9 protein-coding genes and 1 tRNA gene are annotated in these 26155 nt (G+C 37.9%); 7 read left to right on the top strand and 3 right to left on the bottom strand.

Annotated elements, in window-relative coordinates:
- Nucleotides 1–18 precede the first annotated feature (18 nt).
- Together clpX and VHP32_10715 are read right to left on the bottom strand one after the other, a co-directional pair.
- Entirely contained in the window at nt 19–1302 is a 1284-nt protein-coding gene (gene clpX, locus VHP32_10720; protein HEX2788367.1) for an ATP-dependent Clp protease ATP-binding subunit ClpX, read from the bottom strand.
- Between the two features lie 279 nt (nt 1303–1581).
- A tRNA-Leu gene (locus VHP32_10715) sits at nt 1582–1663 on the bottom strand.
- 318 nt (nt 1664–1981) lie between these two features.
- Between VHP32_10715 and VHP32_10710 the strand changes: the two genes are divergently transcribed.
- Nucleotides 1982–2218 (top strand): hypothetical protein, encoded by a 237-nt coding sequence (locus tag VHP32_10710; GenBank protein ID HEX2788366.1) that lies wholly within the window; start codon nt 1982–1984, stop codon nt 2216–2218.
- A 34-nt stretch (nt 2219–2252) separates the two neighbouring features.
- On the opposite strand, the gene VHP32_10705 is transcribed toward VHP32_10710, so the two are convergent.
- The gene (locus tag VHP32_10705; protein ID HEX2788365.1) at nt 2253–3740 is read right to left on the bottom strand and encodes a cellulase family glycosylhydrolase; all 1488 of its coding nucleotides are present in this window, start codon (nt 3738–3740) and stop codon (nt 2253–2255) included.
- Between the two features lie 304 nt (nt 3741–4044).
- Here VHP32_10705 and VHP32_10700 point away from each other — a divergent pair, with 304 nt between their 5' ends.
- From VHP32_10700 to VHP32_10675, 6 genes are all read left to right on the top strand, one after another.
- Entirely contained in the window at nt 4045–5523 is a 1479-nt protein-coding gene (locus tag VHP32_10700) for a T9SS type A sorting domain-containing protein (GenBank protein ID HEX2788364.1), read from the top strand.
- A 111-nt stretch (nt 5524–5634) separates the two neighbouring features.
- Nucleotides 5635–10734 carry a T9SS type A sorting domain-containing protein gene (locus tag VHP32_10695; GenBank protein HEX2788363.1) on the top strand — a complete coding sequence of 1700 codons (5100 nt, stop codon included), beginning with the start codon at nt 5635–5637 and terminating at the stop codon, nt 10732–10734.
- Between the two features lie 29 nt (nt 10735–10763).
- Complete coding sequence (locus tag VHP32_10690) at nt 10764–11714, top strand: T9SS type A sorting domain-containing protein (GenBank protein ID HEX2788362.1); 951 nt, start codon at nt 10764–10766, stop codon at nt 11712–11714.
- Between the two features lie 122 nt (nt 11715–11836).
- Nucleotides 11837–17551 carry a T9SS type A sorting domain-containing protein gene (locus VHP32_10685; GenBank protein ID HEX2788361.1) on the top strand — a complete coding sequence of 1905 codons (5715 nt, stop codon included), beginning with the start codon at nt 11837–11839 and terminating at the stop codon, nt 17549–17551.
- Between the two features lie 340 nt (nt 17552–17891).
- Nucleotides 17892–23555, top strand: a complete 5664-nt coding sequence (locus VHP32_10680; GenBank protein HEX2788360.1) for a T9SS type A sorting domain-containing protein — start codon at nt 17892–17894, stop codon at nt 23553–23555.
- 221 nt (nt 23556–23776) lie between these two features.
- Nucleotides 23777–26098 (top strand): T9SS type A sorting domain-containing protein, encoded by a 2322-nt coding sequence (locus VHP32_10675; protein HEX2788359.1) that lies wholly within the window; start codon nt 23777–23779, stop codon nt 26096–26098.
- The last annotated feature ends 57 nt before the right edge of the window (nt 26099–26155 follow it).

Raw genomic sequence — 26155 nt, 5'->3', positions numbered from 1 at the left:
ACTTTTGCCTTTTGCTTTTTATGCGAAGTTCTTCTTCCCTTCATTCAGATAAACTGCTTTTTTCTTTCCTTGAATTACTTCTTCATCAACGATACATCTTGAAACATTTTCCTTTGAAGGTATCTCATACATTATATCGAGCATGATTTCTTCGAGTATCGAACGCAGAGCTCTTGCTCCCGTGCCTCGTTTCATTGCAATCTCTGCAATCTCTGCAAGAGCAGGCTCGGTGAATTCCAAATCAACGCCTTCCATTCTCATGAGTTTCTGATATTGCTTTACGATTGCATTTTTTGGTTCCTGCAAAATCGAAAGCAATGCTTTTTTATCGAGTGAATCAAGTGTTGCCATCACCGGCAGTCTTCCGACAAGCTCGGGAATCAATCCGAACTTAACCAAATCATCGGGTTCAACTCTTTGCATTATATTGTCGCGTTTTGCGTCGCGTTTTGATTTGACTTCAGCGCCGAATCCCATAGAAGAAGCATCTGTTCTGCTTTCAATAATTTTTTCGAGACCGTCAAATGCACCGCCGCAGATGAATAAAATATTTTTTGTGTTGATATTAATAAGCGGCTGTTCAGGATGTTTTCTGCCTCCACGCGGTGGAACACCTGCGACTGTGCCTTCGAGAAGTTTTAACAATGCCTGTTGAACACCTTCACCCGATACGTCTCTGGTAATCGATGCGCTGTCGCCTTTGCGCGCAATCTTGTCGATTTCATCAAGATAAATTATTCCGCGTTCAGCTTTATTTAAGTCAAAGTCAGCATTCTGCAATAAATGAACAAGTATGGATTCAACGTCATCACCTACATAACCTGCTTCAGTCAAAGTTGTTGCATCTGCAATTGCAAACGGAACATTAAGCATCTTTGCAAGAGTCTGCGCAAGATAAGTTTTACCGGTTCCTGTCGGACCTATTAATAAAATATTACTCTTGTCAATTTCAACATCATCTATGTAATTATAAACCTGTGAATCAATTCTTTTGTAATGATTATAAACTGCAACCGATAAATTTTTCTTTGCCCTGTCCTGACCTATTACATATTCATCTAAAAATTTCTTAATTGTCTGCGGCACCATATTAGTGCGCAGCTTGTTCACGTTCTTGCTCTTTGCGGAAATCGAGTTCTGCTTTATGATTTGCATCGCTGCACCTACGCAGATTTCACATATGTAAACGTCATCGCCGAAAGTATTGGCAGGACCTTTAATCATGTTCGTAACTTTATCCGCTGTTCTTCCGCAGAAAGAACATTTGGGCTGGGAATTTCTCGGTGTTAGATTTTTTGCCATAAGTTTTAAGTTGTGAAGTTGTGATGTGGCGAAAATTTAAATGCGAAGTCGTGAATTTGCGAATTTGTGAAATTAATAAACAGAATTGAAAATCTTAATGAAGAACTTATTTGAGGAATGAATAAACTATAAATTTTATTCAGATTATTCAAAAATTATTCTAATTATTTAAAATTACTCATTTATCCCTATGGGATTATTAATTATTCATTACTAATTTTTAATTGCACATTTTTCATTCACAACTTCATCATTTCACCACTTCGCCATTTAAAATCGTGCGTGATGAGGGAGTCGAACCCCCACGCCTTGCGGCGCTAGATCCTAAGTCTAGTGCGTCTGCCAGTTCCGCCAATCACGCGTCATACATTCACTTAAAATAATACTTTATTTATTTAATTTAAATACAAATCTTAAAAGGAAGTTAGAGAACGAAATATTTTAATTTTTTGGTATTTTTTGCATACTAAACTTTGTATGAATATTAGTTTTACAACTCTTTTAATTTATTTTTTTTAGGGTTTGTTTAAAAACATTTTATTTAACTTCAAAAAGATATCAAAAATCAATTCTTATTCAAAATTTTTCTATCCTAAATTGCTCTATATTTAAATTTTGAATAATTATAATTAATTAACAGTTAGGTAAAAGTATTTAGTTATGCTTTTTATATTATAGCATGATGGAATTAATCGGAACAATTTTTGTGTTCGTATTAACCGCGTGCTTCATTGCAATGGGTTTATATATTGCAATAAAGCGTATAGTTAAATTTGTCAGAAGAAATTATAAAACGCCCGGAGAAGATAGCGAACGAATTAAAAATGCACGGCTTAAGCAATGGGATTCATTAAATGAATCCATAAAAAAAATCAAAACCGCTTCTCAAGATTCAAAATCTTCGCTTTCAAATTAGGATTCCAAACATAGAAATATCTTGTCAATAAATCCTATGGCTTCACCTCCACCTCAACAACATCAGCACCGGAATCATTTTTTAATTTTAATATTATATCATTCTGCCCGGAAGCAACCGTTGCACCTTTGACGGTGACGGTATAACCATTCGGATAAAAAATCTTCGGACAGAAAATTTCAGTCTCGCCCTGAGCATTTGACGGTTTATAAACCATTTCAAAAACTTTACTTGTGTGATTAAAAGAAAAACTTACAGGTATTCCCGTAATAGCCCTTGGATAAACTCTCGTTAACGCATTTAATCTATCCATATGAACATTGCCCGATGTTCGCGGTTTTGTTAAATCTAAAACAATTCCCTGATTTTCACTTCCTCCGGGAAGTCCGCCGACACCGCCGGGAATATTGAACGGAGTTTTATTTGCCCATGCCCAGTATAACCACGACATCATTGCAACGTCCATGTCGTTTACTCCCGCAAGAATTGCAGATGTATCCGTAGTTGCACCCCATTCCGAAGCAAGCAGGGCAGTGCCGGTTGCAATTGAATGCTGCTGCGCCATGCCAAGTCCGCGAGGAGTCTGGACATAAGGATGAAAACTGAACCCTAATCTTTCGCCATTAATCACAGGCACTGTTGTCGCAACACCGAAATCAAACAAAACGTTCGGTTCATAAAAAATTATTGTCGATGCATCATTCTTACGGATTGCAGGTATTAATTTATTATAAAGTCCCGTTAAAAACTTCTCGTCAAAATCACCGCAGCCGATTGCGCTGCACTCTTTCCATCTGCTTCCGGGAAAAGGTTCGTTCATTAAATCATAGCCCATAACTCCCTCAACATTTGCAAAACGTTTTGCAACATGAGCCCACGCAGCTGTGTAATGGTCTTGCAAACCAATGCCGTCAGGACCGGGTTTGTTGTTCCAGAAATTATCGAACGCTCTTTGAATGGCAGGCGACTCAAAATATGCATTCGGAAAATTATAGTTTGAATCAATCGGCAGTCCGTCTGTTAAAGTTGCCCATGCAGGAAAACCTTCTCCATGAAAAACAGAGCCATATATATCCTGATGCATGTCCACTAAAGATAAAATTCCATACTTGTTCAGCATCTCGACAGTTTTAACTATGTCGTTAATGTAATTATCATCGTAAACTCCGGGAGTCGGCTCAACTCCGCTGTAAATTATTCCCACACGCATCGCATTGAACCCCGCATCTGCAATCATCTTCGCATCTTCTTCATTAAAACCTGTTGAAGATATAGTATAAGGAGGAAATTTATTCATCATGTTAAAACCATGCAATATAACCGTCCGACCTTTGCTGTCGGTTAACCATCTACCTGAAGGATTCAATCTGTTGCTATTTGAGCTTGAAACAGCATCGTCTGATGTTTTATTTTTCGAATTGTCAGACGCGGAATTATTCTGCTGAGTATTCTTCGAACAGCTTACAATCGTTAAGACAATTAAAACAATCACAACAAAACAAAAACGATTCAATGTTTTCATTTATGTATATGGTTTTAGTTTAAAAGTCTAAATGATAATACTAAAAAATGTTGTTAATAATATAATAAATGTGATGCTAAAAGCTATAAGACGTGATTGCGTAACTTCACAAAGTTCTTATTAAAAGTCAATGGGGAAGGGAGAAGGATAATATGTTGAGATGCTATTAGTTGAAGTGATATTAATAACTAAATATAAAACCTGTCATTCCCGCGAAGGCAGGAATCCAGACAAAACCCTTTCTTTTCCTATTCATTCTTATTAATTTATTACTTTAGTAATCAATCTGTAAAGGGGTTGTCACGTGTTTAGATTTCTTCTGTCAATTGTAATAACAATTACAATTATTTCCTCATTTTCATATCCTGTTTTTTCTCAATCATACCTTAACTTTCCTATTGATACTCTTGCAAGAGACGAGTATTACAATTACCGCACAATGACAAAGTTCGATGCAAACGGAAAAATTCACATGGTCAATTCGCGCACACTCGGAACACCGAGCAATACGAGGGAAATATTTTACCGCAATAATGTTTCAGGAAGCTTCGTAACAACTCGCGTTACGAATAATAACGTTGATGATAACTACGCAACTATGGGATTCGATGCGCAGGGATTTGTGCACATCGGCTGGGAACGCCGAGACCCCACAAACTTCCAGCTCATTTACGCAAACAACCGGAATGGAAATTTTAACGACACAGTATGGATAACAACAGGCGGTGTTAACAAAGCAACTCCGTTCATGGCAGTCGGAAGAGGCGACAGCTTAGTGCATTTTGTATATTATACTTTTGTAACCGGAAACAACAACGCATACTACAGAAGCTATAATTATATTACCCGCGTTCTTGGTCCTGAAGTTTTTTTAAGCGCAGCAATGACCGGAAGCGAAAATGACATTGAGGTTGCAGTTGATAACAATAATAAAATTCATATTGTATATTCTACGAATGTTAATATAAACGGAGGAGCACTCCGCTATTGGACAAATGAAAGCGGCTCCCTTGTTGAAATGCCGACGGGTATTTCTGCAAACGGAGAATATCCCGACATAACAATAGACAACAATAATGTTATAAACATCGTTTATCGTTTTGCAACCGACCACGTCCTTTATGTTCTTCGCAGGACTGCAGGAACCGGAAATCCATTCGCATCTCCCGTTGCAATTACACCCTCAGGTATCGGCAACCCGGCTTATTGGCGCACGATTGATACCGATGATAACGGCAGACTGTATGTTACTTACCAGAACAGCATTTCATCTGCGCCGCGCGGATTTTTCCTTGTGCACGGAGTCGGAACAAATTTTGTTCAGCCGATTTTGATTTTTGAAGACAGCACCTCAAGCTATGTCACGCGAGGAAATTCATCTGTTGCGGCAAGAGGCAATGGTGAAATTGCAATAACGTTCGAGCCCGCAGGTTCAAGAAACGGACAGGTCATCTCCGACATCTTTATGAAGAAAGGAATACTGAACTTAACAAACATCGAACCTGTAAATGAAGTTGTTGAAGGTTACGAGCTTTCTCAGAACTATCCGAATCCTTTTAATCCATCGACTAACTTTGAATTTAAAATTCCAAACTCAGGATTTGTCAAGTTAACCATATATGATATTAATGGAAAAGAAATTTCAATTCTGTTAAATCAACAAATGACTGCGGGAACATATAATGTTACTTTCGATGGAAGTGCACTCACCAGCGGAACATATTTTTACAAACTTGAGACTGATAAATTTTCCGAAACTAAAAAGATGTTATTGGTAAAATAATAGTTTACAAAACAGCTAAAAAGCTGTTAGGTTTTTGTTAGGATAAGTTTTAAATTAATAATACCCTGAAGCATATAATTTTTTATTAACCAAATAAAAAAGGAGTTAGCAATGCTTAAGCTTTACACTTACTTCCTTTCCTCGGTTCTTTTTTTTGTCTTTACCTTCTCAACATCATTTGCACAATTATCGGGAATAAAAACGATTGATAATACCACTCCGACAGGTGGAAATAATTATCAGACATTTACCGATGCAATAACTGCCTTGAACGGTTCAGGTGTTGGTGCAGGCGGAGTTACGTTCAATGTTTTTGCAGGACAAACATTTAACGAAAATCCTCCAGTTCTTAATGCAACCGGAACGTTAGCAGACCCGATAGTTTTTCAAAAATCAGGTGTAGGAACAAATCCAAAAATTGTTCCAAGTGTTGCAGGAACCTTAACAACTACATCATTAGGAGCTAATGCAGATGGAATTATTATTATTAACGGAGGTGATTACATAACGTTTGACGGCATTGACCTCGACGGAAATGCTGCATTTGTCGCAAATGCTACCGAAAAATTTGAATACGGTTATTATACTAAAAAAGCATCAGCAACAGATGCCTGCAAAAATGTAATAATAAGAAACAGCACCGTAACAATGTATCATGGTGTTACACCTTTTGTTACAATTGGTTCGGGAGTTTTTATTTCAAACATTTCGGGAACCGCAACAGTGGTAGTAACCGATGTCGGAGGTCGTTCGGAAAACATAAAAATCCATAATAATACTCTTACAGGATGTTATATCGGCGTTCAGTTGAGAGGATACGCCGCATTAACACCATTCGATTTTTATGACCAGAATATTGATATCGGTGTAGACGGCGCAAACAATATAAATAATTATGGAGGCAGCTCAAGCACTGCATATGGTATTTATGGCATTTACCAGAACAATGCTGAGATAGCCAATAATATTATTAATACAGGTTCAAGTGTTACTACAACCACATTATACGGAATGTTTATGTCAACCGGTACAAACTCTAATGTTGATATTTACAATAACACTGTAACAATTCACGGCGGCGGAACGACAAGCACAATATATGCAATAAACAATGGCATGGGAAGCACCGGCACAAGTAATACGGTAAACATTTATAACAACATTGTAGAGAATTCTACTTATGCAACTGCAACCAGTGGCTCAATGTACGGTATTTATAATTCAGCTTCTGCTCTCAATGTAAATATGTATGGAAATACTGTAAGGAATAATAACAGAGCCGGAACTTCGGGGGTTCTCTATTTACTTTATAATTCAAGTACCGGAGTAGATGGATTCTCCAATATTTATAATAACTCAGTATATGGAAACTCAAATACAGCAGCAACGGGTGATGTGTTCTGTATATACAGTAACGAAGTTGCTACAGCTACTAAAATGATTTATAATAATTCTGTGTATAATAATTCGGGAAATGATGACATTCATGGTATAAATTCTACGTTAGGTCTTTTGGCTCATATATATAGAAATAATATTTATGATATAACTTCAACAACAACTCTTACTACATCACCATATAGTTCGGGAATCACAGTCGGTTCGGGAACAAACGTTTATGTTTATAACAACTATATTTCCGATTTGAAAGCACCAAACTCTGCAGCAACCGATGCCGTGCGGGGTATTAGTCTTACAACTGCAACCACAAACGCAACAAGAGGCGTCTATTATAATACAATTTTTCTTAATGCTTCGGCTGGAGGAGCTAATTTTGGTTCTTCCGGTATTTTCCATATTTACAGCGCGACAGCTACATCAAGTACGCTTGATATGAGAAATAATAATGTTGTTAACAGTTCCATTAATAACGGAACGGGTCTTACGGTTGCATTCAGAAGAAGTGCGGCAACGAATCTCAATAATTATTCCACAACCTCGAATAATAATAACTTTTATGCAGGAACACCCGGTCCAAGTAATCTTCTCTTCTCTGACGGAACAAATGCAATTCAAACAATAGGAGATTTGAAATTACACCTCGACCCTAGAGAATCGGCTTCGCTAACTGGAAATCCTCCTTTTGTAAACTCTACGGTTGCTCCTTATGATTTGCATATTAATGTAGCATCCCCAACTCAGCTTGAGAGTGCTGGGACACCTGTCGATGCTCCATTAGCAATTACGGCAGACTATGATAATACGCCAAGATATCCAAACCCTGGTTATCCTTTTAACCCGAGCTATCCGCCTACTCAGCCTGACATTGGTGCCGATGAGTTTGGAGGAATCCCGGCAGATTTAACTCCGCCTACGATATTTTACACACAACTTACTAACACAGCTTCAACCGGCAATAGAACTTTAACGGCAGAAATTACCGATCCTGCCGGAGTTCAGGTTGGCGCCAACGGACCAAGATTATATTATAAGAAAAGCACAGACCCTTCATATATATTCGATAACAATCCGTTAATTGCAGGGGATGATTATACTTTCACTTTAAATACTGCAGCTTTAGGAGGAGTAGTAACAGGTACAATAATCCAATATTATGTTGCTGCTCAGGACTCAGCAGGAAATGGCGGAACAAATCCCGCTGGTGGTTCGGGAATAAACCCTCCGGGAACAACACCTCCGGGTTCTCCAAATTCTTATACTGTTGTTCCACAGATTAGCGGAACTTATACCGTAGGAGCAACCGGTACCTATCCGAATTTAACTTCTGTTGCAACGCTTTTAAACAGTGCAAATAGTGAAGTTACAGGTAATGTAATTTTTGAATTGCAGGCTGACTACGACGGAACAACTGAAACTGTCCCGATAAACATGCCTGAGTTTAATAACGGAGGTTTGTTCAGAGGGGGAGCTTTCACTGTTACCATAAGACCTGCTTCGGGTGTAACAGGAAAAGTTACTTCGGGTGACCCCGGCGCTAACTTTGCTTTTGCAGTTATTAATTTTGAAGGAGGTGATTATTATATATTAGATGGAAGACCGGGCGGTCTTGGTACTGTTAATGAATGGACAATAAGAAACTCAAGAGGTTCGGGAACAATAGGTCCTGTATTAAGATGCGTCAATGGGGCTACCAACAATATTTTCCAATTCCTTAATATCGAAAGTAAGGCATCTTTAACCACAACCGGTGCAATATTTTTCCACACATCAACAGCATCGGATGGAAATTCATTTAATATCGTTCGTCAAAATAATTTACGCGGAAGAACAGACTCGGCAGGTATGACAATTTCTAACGGTATCTTATCAAACGGAAGTTTAGCAGCGCCAAACAGCAACAACACCATTACAAGCAACCATATTTATAATTTCACCGGTTCGGGAATCAGCTTGGTTGCAACCAATGACGGCAACGGACCAAACTGGACTATTACTGATAATAATATTTACAATCCTTTGGGCGTTCCTTCTACTGCAACAGTGTCAGGAATTTCTGTTGCTTCTGAATTTAACACTAATACAATAATTACAGGTAACTATGTGGGAGGCAGTGATTCACTTGCCGGAGGTGCACCTTGGGTTAATACTGGGAATGTTCTTTTCTCGGGAATATCATGCGCAGGCGGAACCGGAACGATAACTAATAATGTCGTTTCCAATATGTCAGGAACAGGAACCGGAACTTCAACAAGAATCCAGGGAATATCTCAAACAAGCACTTTCGGCGCATATGTTATCTCTAATAATACTATAACAAATCTTTCAACAACAGGCGCAGCAGTAGGAACAGCTTTTGGAAATCATACTGCAAGGGGAATTTACATCGGTCCGAGCGGTCAGTTTGTAGGTTCGAGTGTTATAGGAAATACCATTGATAATATATCTATTGAAAATGTTTCAGCTTTGACAACCACAAACGTTGCAGCAGGAATGTCTTTGTATAATTTACAGAACACTGTAGTTGCAAATAATAAAGTATCTAATATAAAAAATAAAAGTACGGGAACGACAGCCGGTCAGCTTCCTATGGCTTGCGGAATTTTCACTTCATACTTCAGCAATGGTGTTGTCGTAAATAATTTTGTTACAATCGGAGTTGGCGAAAATACTAATACTCAATTCAATGGTATATGGCAATTAGGTCCAGGAACAAGTAATGTTCACCTCTATTATTATAATACTATTTATGTAGGCGGAACAGCGGGAGGTGATATTGGTTCTTTCGGATTCCTAAGAGGAACTGATACCACTAATACCCAAAATCAAGTATCAACTTTAATAGATAACATAATTATTAACACAAGAATCGGTGGAGCTTCCGTTAATTATGCGATTGGAAATAAAGCAACAACTCCGGGTCCGGGCTGGAATTCAAATTACAATGACCTTTATAACCCAATTGCCGCAACTATCGGATTATGGGGAGTGCTTCCGCAAACATTTGCATCATGGCAATTAGTTACCTCAGGAGATGCAAATTCGGTATCAACGCCGGTATTTTTTGCAGATACAACATCCGGCAACCTCCATGTGACGGGTTCGTCTAACGGAGATTTATTGCTTACAGGTTCGCCGATATCAGGTATTACTACTGATATTGATGGTGACACAAGAAATCCCGACCAGCCTTATATGGGAGCTGATGAGGGTTCAATCCCGCTGCCTGTTGAGCTTGCATCTTTCACTGCTTCGGTAAACAGAAACAATGTAATGCTTAATTGGACGACTTTAACTGAAATGAATAATTCCGGTTTCGACATCGAAAGAAAATTAATTGATGAACAGGGATTAAATACATTTACAAAAATTGGAAATGTTCAGGGACACGGAAATTCAAACGAACCCCAGAATTATTCTTTTAATGATAACGGTCTGCAGACAGGAAAATATGCATACAGATTAAAACAGACTGATTATAATGGAAACTTTGAATACTTCACACTTAGTTCGGATATTGAAGTAGGTGTTCCGAAGGAATTCTCTTTGTCACAAAATTACCCGAATCCGTTTAATCCTGTAACTAAAATTAATTACGACATTCCGTTTGACAGCAAAGTAAATCTGAAAGTATATGACATGCTCGGAAGAGAAGTTGCAAGCCTTGTCCATAATGACTTGCAGAAGGCAGGTTATTATACTGTTCAGCTTAATGGAATTAATATGGCAAGCGGAACATACTTCTTCAGAATCATTGCCCAAGGCGGCGGTAAGGATTTTGTGATGACCAAGAAAATGGTTTTAATAAAATAATTTTATATCAACATAAATAAAAAATAAAAATGAAAAATCTTTTTAAAATACTTTCTCTCATTTTTTGTTTTGCGGTTATAACTTCATCAATTAAGGCAAATCAAGTAGGAACTGTGGTTCCCAACACTTATGGAAATCTGCCCGGAACAGCTACTTTCCTCGGACCTCTTGCAAATGCTCCGAGAACTTATCAATTATTAATTAATTCAAATCAGTTAACCGGAATAGTTGGTCAATATATAACTGCAATCGCCTGGAGAATTCCGGTTTCTTCAACATCTGCGTGGCCTGCTTCAGAAACCATATTTTCAAGTTATGACATATATCTAAGCGGAAGTGTGCCTCCTTCAGACAGAAGCTTGACTTTTGCTCTAAACATTGTCGGCACACAAACTCAGGTTCGTTCAGGCGGCTTAACCGTTGCTCCGGATGCTTACCCTTTCAATGAAATACCAAATCGTTTCGGTCCTGAAATAATGTTTAATACACCATATCATTATACAGGCGGACATTTGCTTGTTGAAATAAGACATACGGGTTTTACAGGCACATCAAGAAGTACCGATGCAATCGGAACTGCAATCCCCGGTTATGGAACAGATTTCAGTGCTTGTTGGACGGGAAACTATACAGGTACCGCAGGTTCGCAGGGAAACTTTTCAGTTGTCCAGCTTACTTCATTAGTTACCGGCATTCATACAGAACCGGGAATACCGGCAGAATACAGCTTAAAACAAAATTACCCCAATCCTTTTAATCCTGCCACAACTATCAACTTTGCAGTCCCTACTAATCAGTTTGTAACATTAAAAGTCTTTGATAAACTCGGAAGGGAAATTGCAACATTGGTTAATGAAATGAAAACTGCAGGCAATCACTATGTCAACTTCTTTGCTGACGATTTGGCAAGCGGAATTTATTTCTATAAAATTCAAGCGGGTGATTTCACGGAAACTAAAAAAATGATGCTTATCAAATAATTTTTTGAAATCCTAACATTTTAAGAAGTAAATAGAATGCCCTGTTTAAAAACAGGGCATTTTATTTTCAATTAATTATATATAACTTTGAAGACTTTTCTAAAATTAAAAGGGGTTATAGAATGAACAGGCTCTACCTTTTTCTCCTTTCCTTATTCTTATTCTTCACATTATCTTTTTCAACGACTTTTGCACAATTAACAGGAATAAAAACCATTGATAATACCACTCCGACTGGTGGAAATAATTATCAGACATTTACTGATGCAATAACAGCCTTGAACGGTTCAGGTGTTGGCGCAGGCGGAGTTACGTTCAATGTTTTTGCAGGACAAACATTTAACGAAAATCCTCCGGTCCTAAATGCTACCGGAACATTAGCAGACCCGATAGTTTTTCAAAAATCAGGCGTGGGTACTAATCCTAAAATCATTCCTTCTGCAGTAGGAACATTAACTACTACAACGTTTGGCAATAATGCCGATGGTATTTTTATAATCAATGGGGGTGATTACATAACATTTGACGGAATAGACCTTGATGCAAATTCAACTTTCGCAACGTTAGTAGAAAAATATGAATATGGTTATTACCTGAAAAAAGCTTCAGGAACCGATGCCTGTAAAAATGTTACAATTAAAAACTGTGTGATAACAATGTATCATAATACAGGAACAATTGTTACTATCGGAAACGGTCTTTACATTTCCAATATTTCAGGAACTTCTTCTGTAACTGTGACAACCACAGGCGGCAGAACTGAAAATGTAAAATTTTTTAACAGCACTATAACAGGTGCTTACGACCCTGTACAAATTCGTGGTTTTGCTGCAACAACACCTTTTGATTTATATGACCAGGGAATTGAAATCGGTCAGGATGGCGCAAATACAATTACAAATTTTGGAGGAGCTGCATCAACTCTTGTTTATGGTCTATATGCAATCTATCAAAATAATCTGAAAATAAATAACAATATTTTTAATAATTCAAACGTCACTGGTGCGGTAATGTATGGCGTGTTTATCGGAACAGCAACGAATGCTAACATTGATATTAATAGTAATTCTTTTGAATTAACAAGTAATTCGCCAACATCACAGTTAACTGCAGTAGGTTTAAATTCAGGTACAACCTCAGGAACTACGAATACTATTAATGTAAATAATAATACAATTACAAATTTTACAAGACCTACTCACACAACCGGTCCAACATACTTTATTTATTCAACTTCAAACTACCCTTTCATTCTTAATATATCGGGTAATAATATCTCAAACCATAACTTCCCGGGAACAGGTATAATATATGGGATTTATCAATTAAGTAATCCCGTAAATGTAAATATTACTAATAATACAATTTCAAACATAAATCGTGCGGGCTCAGGAACATCTGCTTTCTATGGCATTTATAATACATCCGTATCTACGGCTGCCAATGCCACAATTAGCGGAAATACGATTCATACTCTTTCTCATGTGGGAACTTCAGGCATTTTATCAGGGATTACAGTATCCACAACGATTGGAAATGCTGTTTTCAATAATAGAATTTATAATTTATCCAGCGAATCAACCGGAGGTCAGCTTTATGGAATTTATCAGATTGGCTCTGCACCATTTACTTATATCTATAATAATTATATTTCCGATTTAAGAGCCCCATCCTCAACTAATTCGGAAGCTGTAAGAGGTATTTTTGTCTCTGCAGGTGCATCATTCTTATTCTATAATTCAATTTATTTGAATGCAGTAAGCTCTTCTGCAACAACTTTCGGAAGTTCAGGCATATCAATTTCTACTACACCTAATGTGGAAGTTAGAAACAATAATATTGTTAATAATTCTACTCCCGGACCTACAGGTGGATTTACAGTCGCACATAGAAGAAGCTCAACTTTATTAACTACTTATGCAGCTGCTTCAAACAATAATAATTTTTATGCAGGAACACCCGGTCCTTCTAATCTGATATTTTATGACGGCACAAACGCAGACCAGACTATGGGTGATTACCGCACAAGAGTATCACCAAGCGATGCACAATCCTTCAGAGAGCTTCCTCCATTCTTGAATATTGCTGTTGCACCTTATGATTTGCATTTGAATAGCGCCATTCCTACTCAATGCGAGAGCGGCGGCTCGGTAGTATCTTCACCGCTTTCGATTACAACAGATTATGACGGACATGCAAGATATCCTAATGTTGGCTATCCTGAAAAACCCGGTTTTCCTCCAACTGCACCTGATGTTGGTGCTGATGAGTTCGGCGGCGAACCTGCGGATTTCAGCGGACCAACAATAGTGTATGATGCATTAACGAACACAGGCTCTCTTTCTAACAGGCAGCTAACTGCTACAATAACAGACCCGTCGGGTGTTCAGACAGGTGCAAACGGACCACGATTATATTATAAGAAAAGCACTGACCCTTCATTTGTTTTTGATGCAACCCCTTCTGTTTCAGGAAATGACTATACATTTACTATTAATAATGCCTCCATTGGTGGAGTTGCACCGGGAACAATAGTTCAATATTATTTAGCAGCACAGGATCTCGCAGGAAATGTAGGAACAAGTCCGGGCGGTGGTTCAGGTATTAATCCTCCCGGCACAACGCCTCCGGGTTCACCTAATTCTTATACCGTTCTGACATCTTTTTCAGGACCTTATTCAATTGGTCTTGCGGGGGATTATACAACTATAACCGCGGCAGTTACTGCAATTACAGGGGGAGCTGTAAGCGGACCGGTAACGTTTAATTTATTAGATGCAGCATATCCTACTGAGACTTTCCCAATTGTAATTACTGAAATTCCGGGAATGAGCTCGACAAATACCATTACTTTCAGACCTGCAAGCGGTGTTAATGCTCTGGTTCATAATGCTTTGGGAACAGGTTTGTTTACTCTCAACGGAGCTGATTACATAAGAATCAACGGAAGCAATCCTACATCTGACGGAGTTGAATCTTTAACACTAAGAAACGGAGGTGCAACCGCAACTGAGCCGGGAATCATTTTTATAAATGATGCTACAAATAACATCATAGACGGATGTATCATAGAATCGGATAATATAACGACAACCGAAGGTGCAATACAGTTCAGTACATCGGTTTCAGGAACAACCGGAAACGATAATAACACAATTCAGAATTGTGAAATAAGACACATTGCCGCTTCTCCTAATGCTTACGCAGTTGCAATTTATTCAAGCGGAACTGCAGCAAATTCAAATTCAGGTAATGTAATCTCTAATAATAATATTTATAATTTTACAACAAGCGGAGTATCTGTAACAGCCACGGGAAATGGAGACGGATGGACTATTTCCGGAAATAATTTTTACAATAATTATACTACTCCTCCATCAACTGCTATCACTGTTATAAACTTTATTCCGGGTGTGAACTCAAATTCAAACTTTATTTTGTCAAACAAAATTGGCGGCTCGGCAATTAATTGCGGAGGAACTCCATTTGTTACAACCGGTGCTGCAACTTATACGGCAATTTCCACTAACGTAGGTACAACCGGTGCTACCAAAATAAATAACAATACAATTAAGAACATTGATATGCAGGCAACTGGTACAGCTGCATTTAATGGAATTAGCTGCGTTACAAACGGGCTGGTCGAAGTCGGTGTTGATGCATCAAATAACATCGGAGGTCCTACTGCCGGTGAGCAGATAAAAAATGCAGGCAACTCAACTACTATAGGGATTTCAAGCACTGTTGGCGCTGCAGGCGGTATAACCATTTCTAATAATATAATTCAAAACCTTTACAGCTCAGGCACAGGAACTGGTATTGGAAACAGAGGAATTTCACATACAGGAGCAGGCAATCTTCTGGTTTCGAATAATACAATATTTAATAACAAGTCCGATGCATCAACATCTGCCGATGCAACTTCATCTGTGCTGGGTATTTATACTTCATCTGCAAATACATCACAATTGATTGAAGGGAATACCATCTACGGTCTTGAAGCTACACATACAACAGCGGCTGTTACTGCTCAGGGCATCATCACAACCCTTGCAACATCAAGCGGTACTGTTTCACGAAACAGAATATACGGACTAAAAAATGCAACAAGCTCAACAGCGGGGGATATATTCGGTATTCATTTCTTCCTGGGGCAATGGACTGCTACAAATAACCAGGTTACAATTGATCAGAATACCATCGGATGCAGAAATGTTGGAATTTTTGATTCTTCTTCAACGACCGCGAGGAATGCAACATATATTTATAACAGTGTGTTTATTTCCGGCTCAAATGATGTTTCAGCAACTACTAATTCTTATGGATTTTTAAGAAGCAATTCAGCAAGCACGATTTATTTCAGAAATAATTTACTATATAACCAGAGAACAGGCGGCTCGGGATTCAATTATGCAATTGGTAACAACGTCGCAGCACCTGCAACCGGCTGGGGTGTGCAAGCGAGCGAATTTAACATGTTTATTAATACTGACCCATCCACCATGGGTGAATGGGGAACCGGAGTGAATCAAACATTTGCTGCATGGAAAGCATCAGCAACTTGCGATTTAATCAGTATGAGTTTCGCCAGTTTGTTTATACCCGCAAACTCATTCTTCGTAAATACGGCGACCGGTAATCTCAATATTGTAAATACAAATGAACCTTGCTGGTATATAAACGGAAGTGCGAGCCAATTGACAACTCCATCTGTAAATAATGACTTTGATGGTAACTCACGAAGCACAACCATAGCAGGTGGCGCGACCGACATCGGTTCGGATGAATTTACTCCAAATTCTGTTACACCGCCTATCATTAATTTCCCTGTAGTTCCAGGTCCTAATAACCTTTCAATAGGTGGAAAACCGCTGGGTATTTTAAACGTTGTATCAGCAGGCACGCTTACAAGCATTGACATATTATACTATTCGGGAGCAAATCCTCCGACTCCTCCGCCAAGCACTTTATATGGAAACGGTTATATAATAATCAACCCGAATGTTGGCGCAGCCGGTTATACTTATGACATAACTTTCTATTATATAAATGAAGTCTTGGGAACTATCCAATTTGAAAGCAATATAAGATTAGCAAAAAGCAACGACTTAGGAGTTACATGGACTCCGTATCTCATCCCGGGTACAGGGGCAGGACAGTATCAACTTGATTCAAATAATAATTTCATTACGCTTTATGGTCTGAATTCATTCTCAGTCTTTGCTTTAACCGACGCTACAGCTCCGCTTCCTGTTGAGCTTGCATCTTTCACTGCATCTTCTGAGAGAAATAATGTTAAATTAAACTGGACGACTTTAACTGAAATAAACAATTCCGGTTTCGATATTGAAAGAAAATTAATCGATGAACAGGGAATAAATACATTTGTAAAAATTGGAAATGTTCAGGGACACGGAAACTCAAGCGAACCAAAAAATTATTCTTTCAATGATAACGGACTTCAGACAGGAAAATATGCTTACAGATTGAAGCAGACTGATTATAACGGGCACTTCCAATATTTTAATCTCAGCAGTGAAATTGAAGTCGGAGTACCGAAAGAATTTGCTTTATCACAGAACTATCCTAATCCGTTTAATCCTGTAACGAAAATTAATTACGACATTCCGTTCGACAGCAAAGTAAATCTGAAAGTATATGACATGCTCGGACGTGAAGTCGCAAGTCTTGTGAACAACGATTTGCAGAAAGCGGGTTATTACACAGTTCAGCTTAACGGAATCAACATGGCAAGCGGAACATACTTCTTCAGAATCATTGCGCAGGGCAGCGGTAAGGATTTTGTGATGACCAAGAAAATGGTGCTTATTAAGTAACAAAACAAACATTTCAAAAATATTTCTTTAAATTCAAAAAGGGGCTATAAAGCCCCTTTTTTGGAGTTATTTTACTGTTTTTTTAAGAGTCAATTTTTCGAATTTCCCATTTTTGTTAGGTTATTGTTAGGATTTTTTTTTAATTATATAGTTATTTTAATTCCAGGACAATTCAGTAAATTTTTTCATTTTTTAATTTGGAGGATACACAAAATCGGATAATCCACCGAAATTTCTGCTAAGAATTTTCAGAATTATCTTAATTTAGTAATATTCCCTCAATTACTTTTTTAAAAAAATCAAAAATTATTTTCTTTAAAAAACAAAACATAAAACTTTTATGAAAAAGCTATTCCTCATTTTGGTGTTTAGCATCTTTGTTTCAGTAAATGCATTCGGACAGATTGCAGTTACGGTAACTGGTGCAACAAATACAACACCAAACCTATTGCCAGCATATCCTTCATTAGCGCTGGCTCTTACGGATTTAAACAATGTTAATGCAATGACAGGTCCTGTAGTCTTGACATTAACTGCCGGCGGTTCTGAAACTGCTCCGCCTACAGGATTTGTAATAGGTAGTGCAAGTCTCAATCCTGTGTTAAGCGCAACAAATACAGTTACGATTGTTAAATCAGGTGGAACTGTTACAATCAATGCAGGCATCGGAACTGCAACACCAACAAGTGCTGCTCCTGACGGTATGATTGCAATTGTTGGTGCAAACTATATTACAATTGACGGTCTCACACTAACAGATGGTAACGTTGCCAATCCGGCAACAATGGAATTTGGTATCGGATTATTTAAACTCAGCTTATCAGATGGTGCTCAAAATAATACAATCCAAAATTGTACTATTAATATGCAGCGTATCAATAATGCTTCAGGAACTGCACCAATGGTAGAAGGGTCTGTCGGTATTTTGGTTATCAATTCAACAAATACTGCTGCAACTACCGCTCTCGTTCCCGATGCAGCAGCCGGTTCAAACTCAAATAATAAATTTTATGCTAATGCAATTAACAGCGGTAACTATGGAATAGCGCTTTCAGGTTATGCAGCTCCATCACCTTTCGATAGAGGTGATACAGGAAACGATATAGGGGGTTCAAGCTTAGCAACAGGTAATACAATTTTAAACTTCGGTGGAGCTCCTGCAGCAACAAATCCTGCAGCAGGTGTCCGTGCTAACAATCAATGGAGCATTAACATTTCTTATAATACAGTAAATAATAATGACGGTGCAGGTGTTAACCACGTTACCACTTTAAGAGGTATCTATGGACAGGCAGGAACAAGTGCTAACGTTACTATGAATAATAATACTTTGACAATTCATGGTGGTGGAACAACATCACAGGTTGCCGCTCTTGAAAATGTTATCGGTTCAACTGCAGCCGGAAATACTGTAAATATTAATAATAACACTGTCACTGGTGATTATCTAACTGCTACATCAGGTGTGTTTTATGGACTATTTAATAGTGCAACCGCGGCTAATGTTAACATGAATAATAACAGTGTTACTAATATGAGTTATAGTGCTGCCGGACTAACAGGAACCGGTGTAAATTATATGATATATAATTCTGCATTAGCTACAAATGTAACTGCAAGAGAGAATTTGGTTAACAGCATAACAAGAACGGGAACAACCGGAGGAACTCTTATTGGTATTTATTTTGCTGCCGGAACGAACCAAACTGCAAAGAAAAATACTGTTACTAATCTAAGCCATTTCGGAACAGGTACCGGTGGTATAATGTATGGTATCCAGACATCAACCGGAACAATCGTTTGCGATAGTAATACTGTTCATAGTATCGTAAATAATAAAACAACAGGAACCGGCGTGCTTTATGGTATTTACAATATCGCCTCTCCTACAAATGAAAATTTTAATTATAATACCGTTTACAACATTTCTCATTTAGGAACGGGTATTACTTACGGAATGTACCTTAATACCGTAACCGGTGTAAGAACTGTTTCTTACAATAACATTAATAACATAAATAGTACAGGAACAACTGTTGCAGGTCTTAATATGTTAAGCAGTTCTCCGACAGTTTTCGGAAATAAAATTTATAACATAAACAGCACAAATACCGCATCACCGGTTGTTTCAGGTATGATTCTTGGAAGTGTCGGGACTGCAGGTGTTGCAAATATTTATAACAATATTATTGGCGATATCAGAGCTTCGGGAACAGGAACATTAATTGCTCCTGTTGTCAGAGGTATTAATATAACTTCTGCAACAGCAACTTCGCAGGTTAATTTGTCGAATAATTCAGTATACCTTAATGCGCCTGTTGGAGGAGCTAATTTTACTTCTACTGCTCTTTGGGTAACAACCTCAGCAACAGCTACAACTGCTGCATTAACTATGAGAGGTAACGTTTTGATTAACATTTCTACTCCGGGTGCTACAGGTTCTACAAATGCATACCAGCGTTCTTCAACTACATTAACTAACTATACAAATACATCTGACTATAATCTATTTTATGCAGGAACCCCCGGTGCTCAAAACTTGATTTTCTATGATGGAACAAATTCTGACCAGACTTTAGCTGCTTTTAAAACCAGAGTTTCTCCGCGTGAACAAAACTCTGTAACTGAAAGCCCTACTTTCTTAAGCACAACAGCATCAAATTCAGACTTTTTGCGTCCTGATTCAACCATTGCTACTTTTCTTGAAAGCGGTGCTACAACTGTGGGTGGAATTACAATTGACTTCAGAGGCATTGCAAGATATCCTAATGCAGGATATCCGAATAATCCAAGCTTCCCGGCTTTTGCTCCTGATATAGGTGCGTATGAATTTGGTGGTATCTGGAACGATGTAAATGGACCAACTATTTCATACTCAACTTTAATTAGCACATCAAGCACATCAAACAGGTCATTAACTGCAACAATAACTGACCCTTCAGGTGTGGCTACCGGTGCAAACGGACCAAGACTTTATTATAAAAAATCAACAGATGTCTCCTATCAATTCGATGCTTCTCCTGTTGTTTTAGGTGATGATTATACCTTTACAATAAATAATGCTGCACTTGGCGGAGTAACCGCCGGCGATATAATCCAGTATTATGTCGCAGCTCAAGATTTGATTCCAAACGTGAGAACAAATCCTACAGGTGGTAGCGGGGTTAATCCTCCCGGAACAACTCCTCCGGGGTCACCTAATACTTATAACATAACTAGTGCTCCGCTTTCAGGTACATATACAGTAGGACTTACTTTATTTAATAGAGTTACAGGAAAAAATATCTCTGTTCAAGAGAGAACCAGAACAGTAACAAAAGAAATGCCTGTTATTGAAGACCAACCAGTTCAAAAAAATAGTGTTGAATCTGTAACTGCTTCACTTAATGATGAAAAAGTAAGAACCACAACTGTTACAGTTGAAGAGAAATACTCTGTTCTTATCGAAAATGATCGTGAATATAATGGTTCTTTATATCATGAGTTAACAAATGCAGAGAGACAACAATTTGGGTTGTCATCAGATAATATGGCTGTTTATGCAACAATAACTGCTGCTCTTGCAGATCTTAATGCAAGAGGAGTTGGTGGTCATACTACTCTTTCACTTGTTGATGCAACATACCCGACGGAAACTTTCCCATTAATGTTTAATATCAGTAACGTCGCTATGCCAAGTTCAAGTGCAACAATTACACTTAAACCTGCAACCGGTGTAAGCCCTACTATTTCGGGTTCATTGGCTTCTGCAGGATTAATAAAAATTATGAACAATTATGTAGCAATTGATGGTTCAAATGTTGTTGATGGTACTTCTAAAGACATGACCATCACAAATATTTCAGCTACATCTCCATCAGTAATTCATTTTGCTTCAAATGGTACAACTCCGATTACAAACGGAATGATTGAAAACTGTATTATAATAAATGGTATTAATTCTGCAACCGCTGTCGTTGTTTCTGATAATACTTTGGGTACAGCAGGATATTTTAATGATATTACAGTTCAGAATAATTCTATACAAAAAGCTTACATAGGTGCATATAATATTGCAGTTGTTGCACCCGGAAATGGAAGCGGATTGGTTTATTCAGGTAATGACTTAACAACCTCAGGTGCAAATTCTATTAGATTCACCGGTATATATGTTCAAGGTGTGGACGGTGCAAATATTTCACTAAATGCATTTGCAAATTTTGACGGAACAAGTTCTGAGGATGACAGAGGTACATGGTTTGCTACATCTACCAGAAACTCTGTTTTTGAGCGTAACTTCGTTGATTCTTTAAGATATACCGGAACAGGCGGGTATGGATGCTATGGTATTGCAGTGTCATCTGGTACAACTAATTGCAATAACGTTATAAAAAATAATTCCATCTCAGGACTTATGGGTGACGGATGGAACTTTGCAAGTATTATTGGTGATAATAATCATGGTATTTATGTGTTTTCAGCTGGACAAACCGGTGTTGATGTGTTCTATAATTCGATAAACTTATACGGAAACACATTAAACCAGACCGATGCACTTTCAACCGGTATTTGTGTTGCAACCGGTTCAACTGCTGAATTAAAAAACAATAACATTGTTAATAATCTTGGTTTATTAGCTGCAACAGGCAACGGTTCCACAGGTATTTATTTGCAGACTGGTGCCTCACAGCTTGAAAGTTCGGATTATAATAATATTTATGTAAACCCATCAGGTTCAGGTATTAAGGTTGTTGGAAAAGCAGCAACTACTAACTACGCTACCATCCAAGATTGGAGAACTTTCTCATCTACTGATGCAAATTCAATTTCATGGGATCCGCAGTATTTATCAAATGATTTCTTATTGCCGCAAAGCGGAGCTTTTAACGGAACCGGAATACCGATTTCAAGTGTCAATAACGACATATTAGGAAACTCAAGAAGCACATCGGTAGCAAATGGTCCTACAGACATCGGCGCTTTTGAAAAGAGCGGTGGAACAACCACTTCAATGGTTCAAACAATCAATGCTGATGGAACCTATAATTTCGGATTCGGCGGCACAATAGTCGGTTCGATTATAATTACAGGATATACAGCAGATGCTCCTTTCGATATTACATGGATTCGCTATTCAGGCCAGACACCTCCGGGAGCTCCGGGTGGTTCTCAGTATGCAATTGGATATGACAGCATATGGATATCAAACGGCTCATTCAGCGCTACAAGCTATGAACTTCGTGTCAACGTTAATAAGAATAGTTTTTATAACATATCAGATACAAATAATATTATTCTTGCAAAAACAAACAGCAATGGTGCGGTTTGGCAGGATGCTCCTGGAACAACCAATGATTACGTCCCGGGATATCCTATGGGATATGCTTATGCAACAGGTTTAACCTCATTCTCATTGTTTGCGGTAACAACAACAGATGCTCCGCTTCCTGTTGAACTTGCTTCATTTACTTCAAATGTTAACAGAAATATTGTTAAACTTAACTGGACAACATCTGAAGAACAAAACAATGCAGGATTTGACGTCGAAAGAAAACCTGCGGGTTCTGAAACCTGGAGTAAAATCGGTAATGTAGCCGGCAGCGGTAATTCTTCACAACCGAAGAATTATTCTTTCACTGACAACGGACTTAATACCGGAAGCTATAACTATAGATTGAAACAAATTGACTTCAACGGAAATTTCGAATACTATAACCTCTCAGGTGAAGTAATAGTCGGAGTTCCTTCTGATTTCAAATTGTCACAAAACTATCCTAATCCTTTCAACCCGACAACGAAGATTGATTATGACTTGCCGGTTGACAGCAAAGTTAACTTGAGAGTTTATGACATGCTTGGTCGTGAAGTTGCAAGCATCGTAAACGAACAGGTAACAGCAGGATATTATACCGTTCAACTTAACGCAACAAATTTTGCAAGCGGAACCTACTTCTTCAGATTAGTTGCTCAAGGAACAAACGGAAAAGAATTTGTGATGACAAAAAAGATGCAATTAATTAAATAGATGAAATAATTTCAAAAAAAAAATATTTTAGTAAAATTTGTTCAAAAAAGGGGCTTTTTAAAGCCCCTTTTTTATTTAGCAAAAATAATTTTAAATTTTAAAATAACAATAACTTAAATATTTTGTTTGTAGTATTTTTTATTACTTTTCAAATAAATTTGTTAGGATTTTGTTAGGATTAATATTTAATTATTAATGATAATTAAAAATTATAAAAACATATGAAAAAATTTATATCACTTTTTTTATTTGTTCTCTTTATAATATCTTTAACTCAAACATCTTTTTCTCAGGATGTTGCATCAAAAAACAGCGGACAAAAAATTCAGAAACTTACTACCGGTGATAACAATATGTCTCTTTTTACGGTTGTGACCAGTAATGGTTCGACTTCAGCAAACGGAAGAGCGCCTCAAGGCGGAAGAAAATATATAAATACGAAATATTTAATTACAGCTGCTGAAATGACAGCTTCAGGATTTACTGGTACTGTTTATTCTATTGGATGGAGATGGAACGTTCCTTCCCCTCCTGCAGCAACTGTTCCTGTCAGTCAGGGTATTGAAACAACCGGAAGATTAATAGTTTATTTAAGAGATACAGTAGGTACTACAATTGGAGGAACTTTCATCGATACTAACGGTACGGGATATACAAAAATTATAGAAGGCACAATAACTATTCCTGCGGGTACAGACGAAATTAATATCGATGTTCCCGTTGGCGGACCTGGAACTTCACTATTTACACCTACTCCTGGTAACGCCGTGATGGTAATTTTTGTTTACCAAACACTTGGAACACTCGGAACACCTGCTGCAGCTCCTAACGTATACTGCCTAAATTCGGGTGCATTATTAACATATCAATCTCAAACGGTTCCTGGAGTAACAGGTTCAGCATCTGCATTCCGCCCGGAAACAAGACTTGGCAATACAATTCTTCTTGCAGCAGACGTTGGTGCTCAAACAAATCTTTCACCAACTGGAACAGCTAATAATTTCGTTACATATACCTATGCTCCAAAGGCATCAATTAAGAATTTTGGTTTTACCACTCAGGGACCTTTTAATGTAACAACTGAAATAACTGGTCCTGTGCCATATACAAATACTAAGAGCGTTTCATCACTGGCAGCATCGGGTGCAACTACTCTGACATTTGATTCGACATTTACACCTACATATGGAACTTACACAATGAAAACATATACTCAGTTAGCAGGTGATATGGACCATGCTAATGACACTACATGGAGCACATTTAATGTAGCCAATCCTAATTATGGAGGCGGATTCTCGAACAGTGGTGGTTATTATTATTCAAACTCAATTATTGGCAGCGGTGCACCATCATCGCCTGAATTTAACTGGATTGACCCCGTTGCGGCGGGTCATACGCCTATTACTTTTGCCGATCCGGATGATGGGACTTTCCCGGTGGATATGGGATTTAATTTTACTTACATGGGAACTACCTATAATACCGGAGCAACAAATCTAAATATTTACACAAATGGATTTTTAAACTTAGGTACTCCAGTATCAGGTGCATTTTACGGCGTAACATCTTTCCCAAATCCAACTACAACTTTTAATTTAATTGCTTTGGGGCTAATTGATTTGGATTTTACCAATACATTTTATCCCGCGGCAAAAGTTTACTATGGCGGTGATGCTTCCAAGTTTGTAGTAACATACTATCATGGATATAGATGGGTATCTGGCGGTACTTCAACCGATTACATAACAATGCAGATTATTTTCTTTGCAAATGGAAATATAAAATTCCAATATAATGATGCTGAATCATTCAACTATACTACAACATTCACGCCATTCTGTGATATAGGTATGCAAAACAGTGACGGTACAAATGGTCTGCAATATAGAGTTGAGGGCTCTGGTGGTCCAATGTTCTCTTCTCCTATTGCAGTAGAATTCGGACAAAATCAGGGAGCTCTTCCTGTTGAACTTGCTTCATTTACTTCAAATATAAATCGAAATAATGTTAATCTGAATTGGGCAACTGCAAGTGAAATTAATAATGCAGGATTCGATATCGAAAGAAAACCTGCCGGATCTGAAGTTTGGAACAAAATTGGAAATGTTGTGGGTTCAGGTAACTCTACACAGCCAAAGAATTATTCTTTCAACGATAGAGGTTTGAACACAGGTAAATATAATTACAGATTGAAACAAATTGATTACAACGGAAACTTCAAATACTTTACTCTTTCAGGTGAAGTAATTGTTGGAGTTCCGAATGAATACAGACTGTCGCAAAATTATCCTAACCCATTTAACCCGACAACGAAAATTGATTACGACCTTCCGTTCGACAGCAAAGTCGGTATCAGAATTTATGATATGCTTGGTCGTGAAGTTGCAGTTCTCGTAAATGACCAGATGAAAGCCGGTTATTATACAGTTCAGATGAATGCAATCAATTTTGCAAGCGGAACATATTTCTTCAGAATAATTGCGCAGGGTGCAAATGGAAAAGAATTTGTGATGACAAAAAAGATGCAGTTGATTAAATAATTCATAAATATTACTGTTGTAAATTTCTTCAAAAAGGGGCTTTTAAGCCCCTTTTTT

Source organism: Ignavibacteria bacterium, from assembly GCA_036262055.1.
Classification (GTDB): domain Bacteria; phylum Bacteroidota; class Ignavibacteria; order Tepidaquicellales; family Tepidaquicellaceae; genus DATAJP01.
Note: the sequence above shows the minus strand (reverse complement) of the source record. Positions and strands in the feature narration are given on the sequence as shown.

Bases quoted from the DNA above. Each gene is read 5' to 3' on its own strand.
- clpX (HEX2788367.1), bottom strand. From the start codon at position 1,302: ATGGCAAAAAATCTAACACCGAGAAATTCCCAGCCCAAATGTTCTTTC.
- VHP32_10710 (HEX2788366.1), top strand. From the start codon at position 1,982: ATGATGGAATTAATCGGAACAATTTTTGTGTTCGTATTAACCGCGTGC.
- VHP32_10705 (HEX2788365.1), bottom strand. From the start codon at position 3,740: ATGAAAACATTGAATCGTTTTTGTTTTGTTGTGATTGTTTTAATTGTC.
- VHP32_10695 (HEX2788363.1), top strand. From the start codon at position 5,635: ATGCTTAAGCTTTACACTTACTTCCTTTCCTCGGTTCTTTTTTTTGTC.
- VHP32_10690 (HEX2788362.1), top strand. From the start codon at position 10,764: ATGAAAAATCTTTTTAAAATACTTTCTCTCATTTTTTGTTTTGCGGTT.
- VHP32_10685 (HEX2788361.1), top strand. From the start codon at position 11,837: ATGAACAGGCTCTACCTTTTTCTCCTTTCCTTATTCTTATTCTTCACA.
- VHP32_10680 (HEX2788360.1), top strand. From the start codon at position 17,892: ATGAAAAAGCTATTCCTCATTTTGGTGTTTAGCATCTTTGTTTCAGTA.
- VHP32_10675 (HEX2788359.1), top strand. From the start codon at position 23,777: ATGAAAAAATTTATATCACTTTTTTTATTTGTTCTCTTTATAATATCT.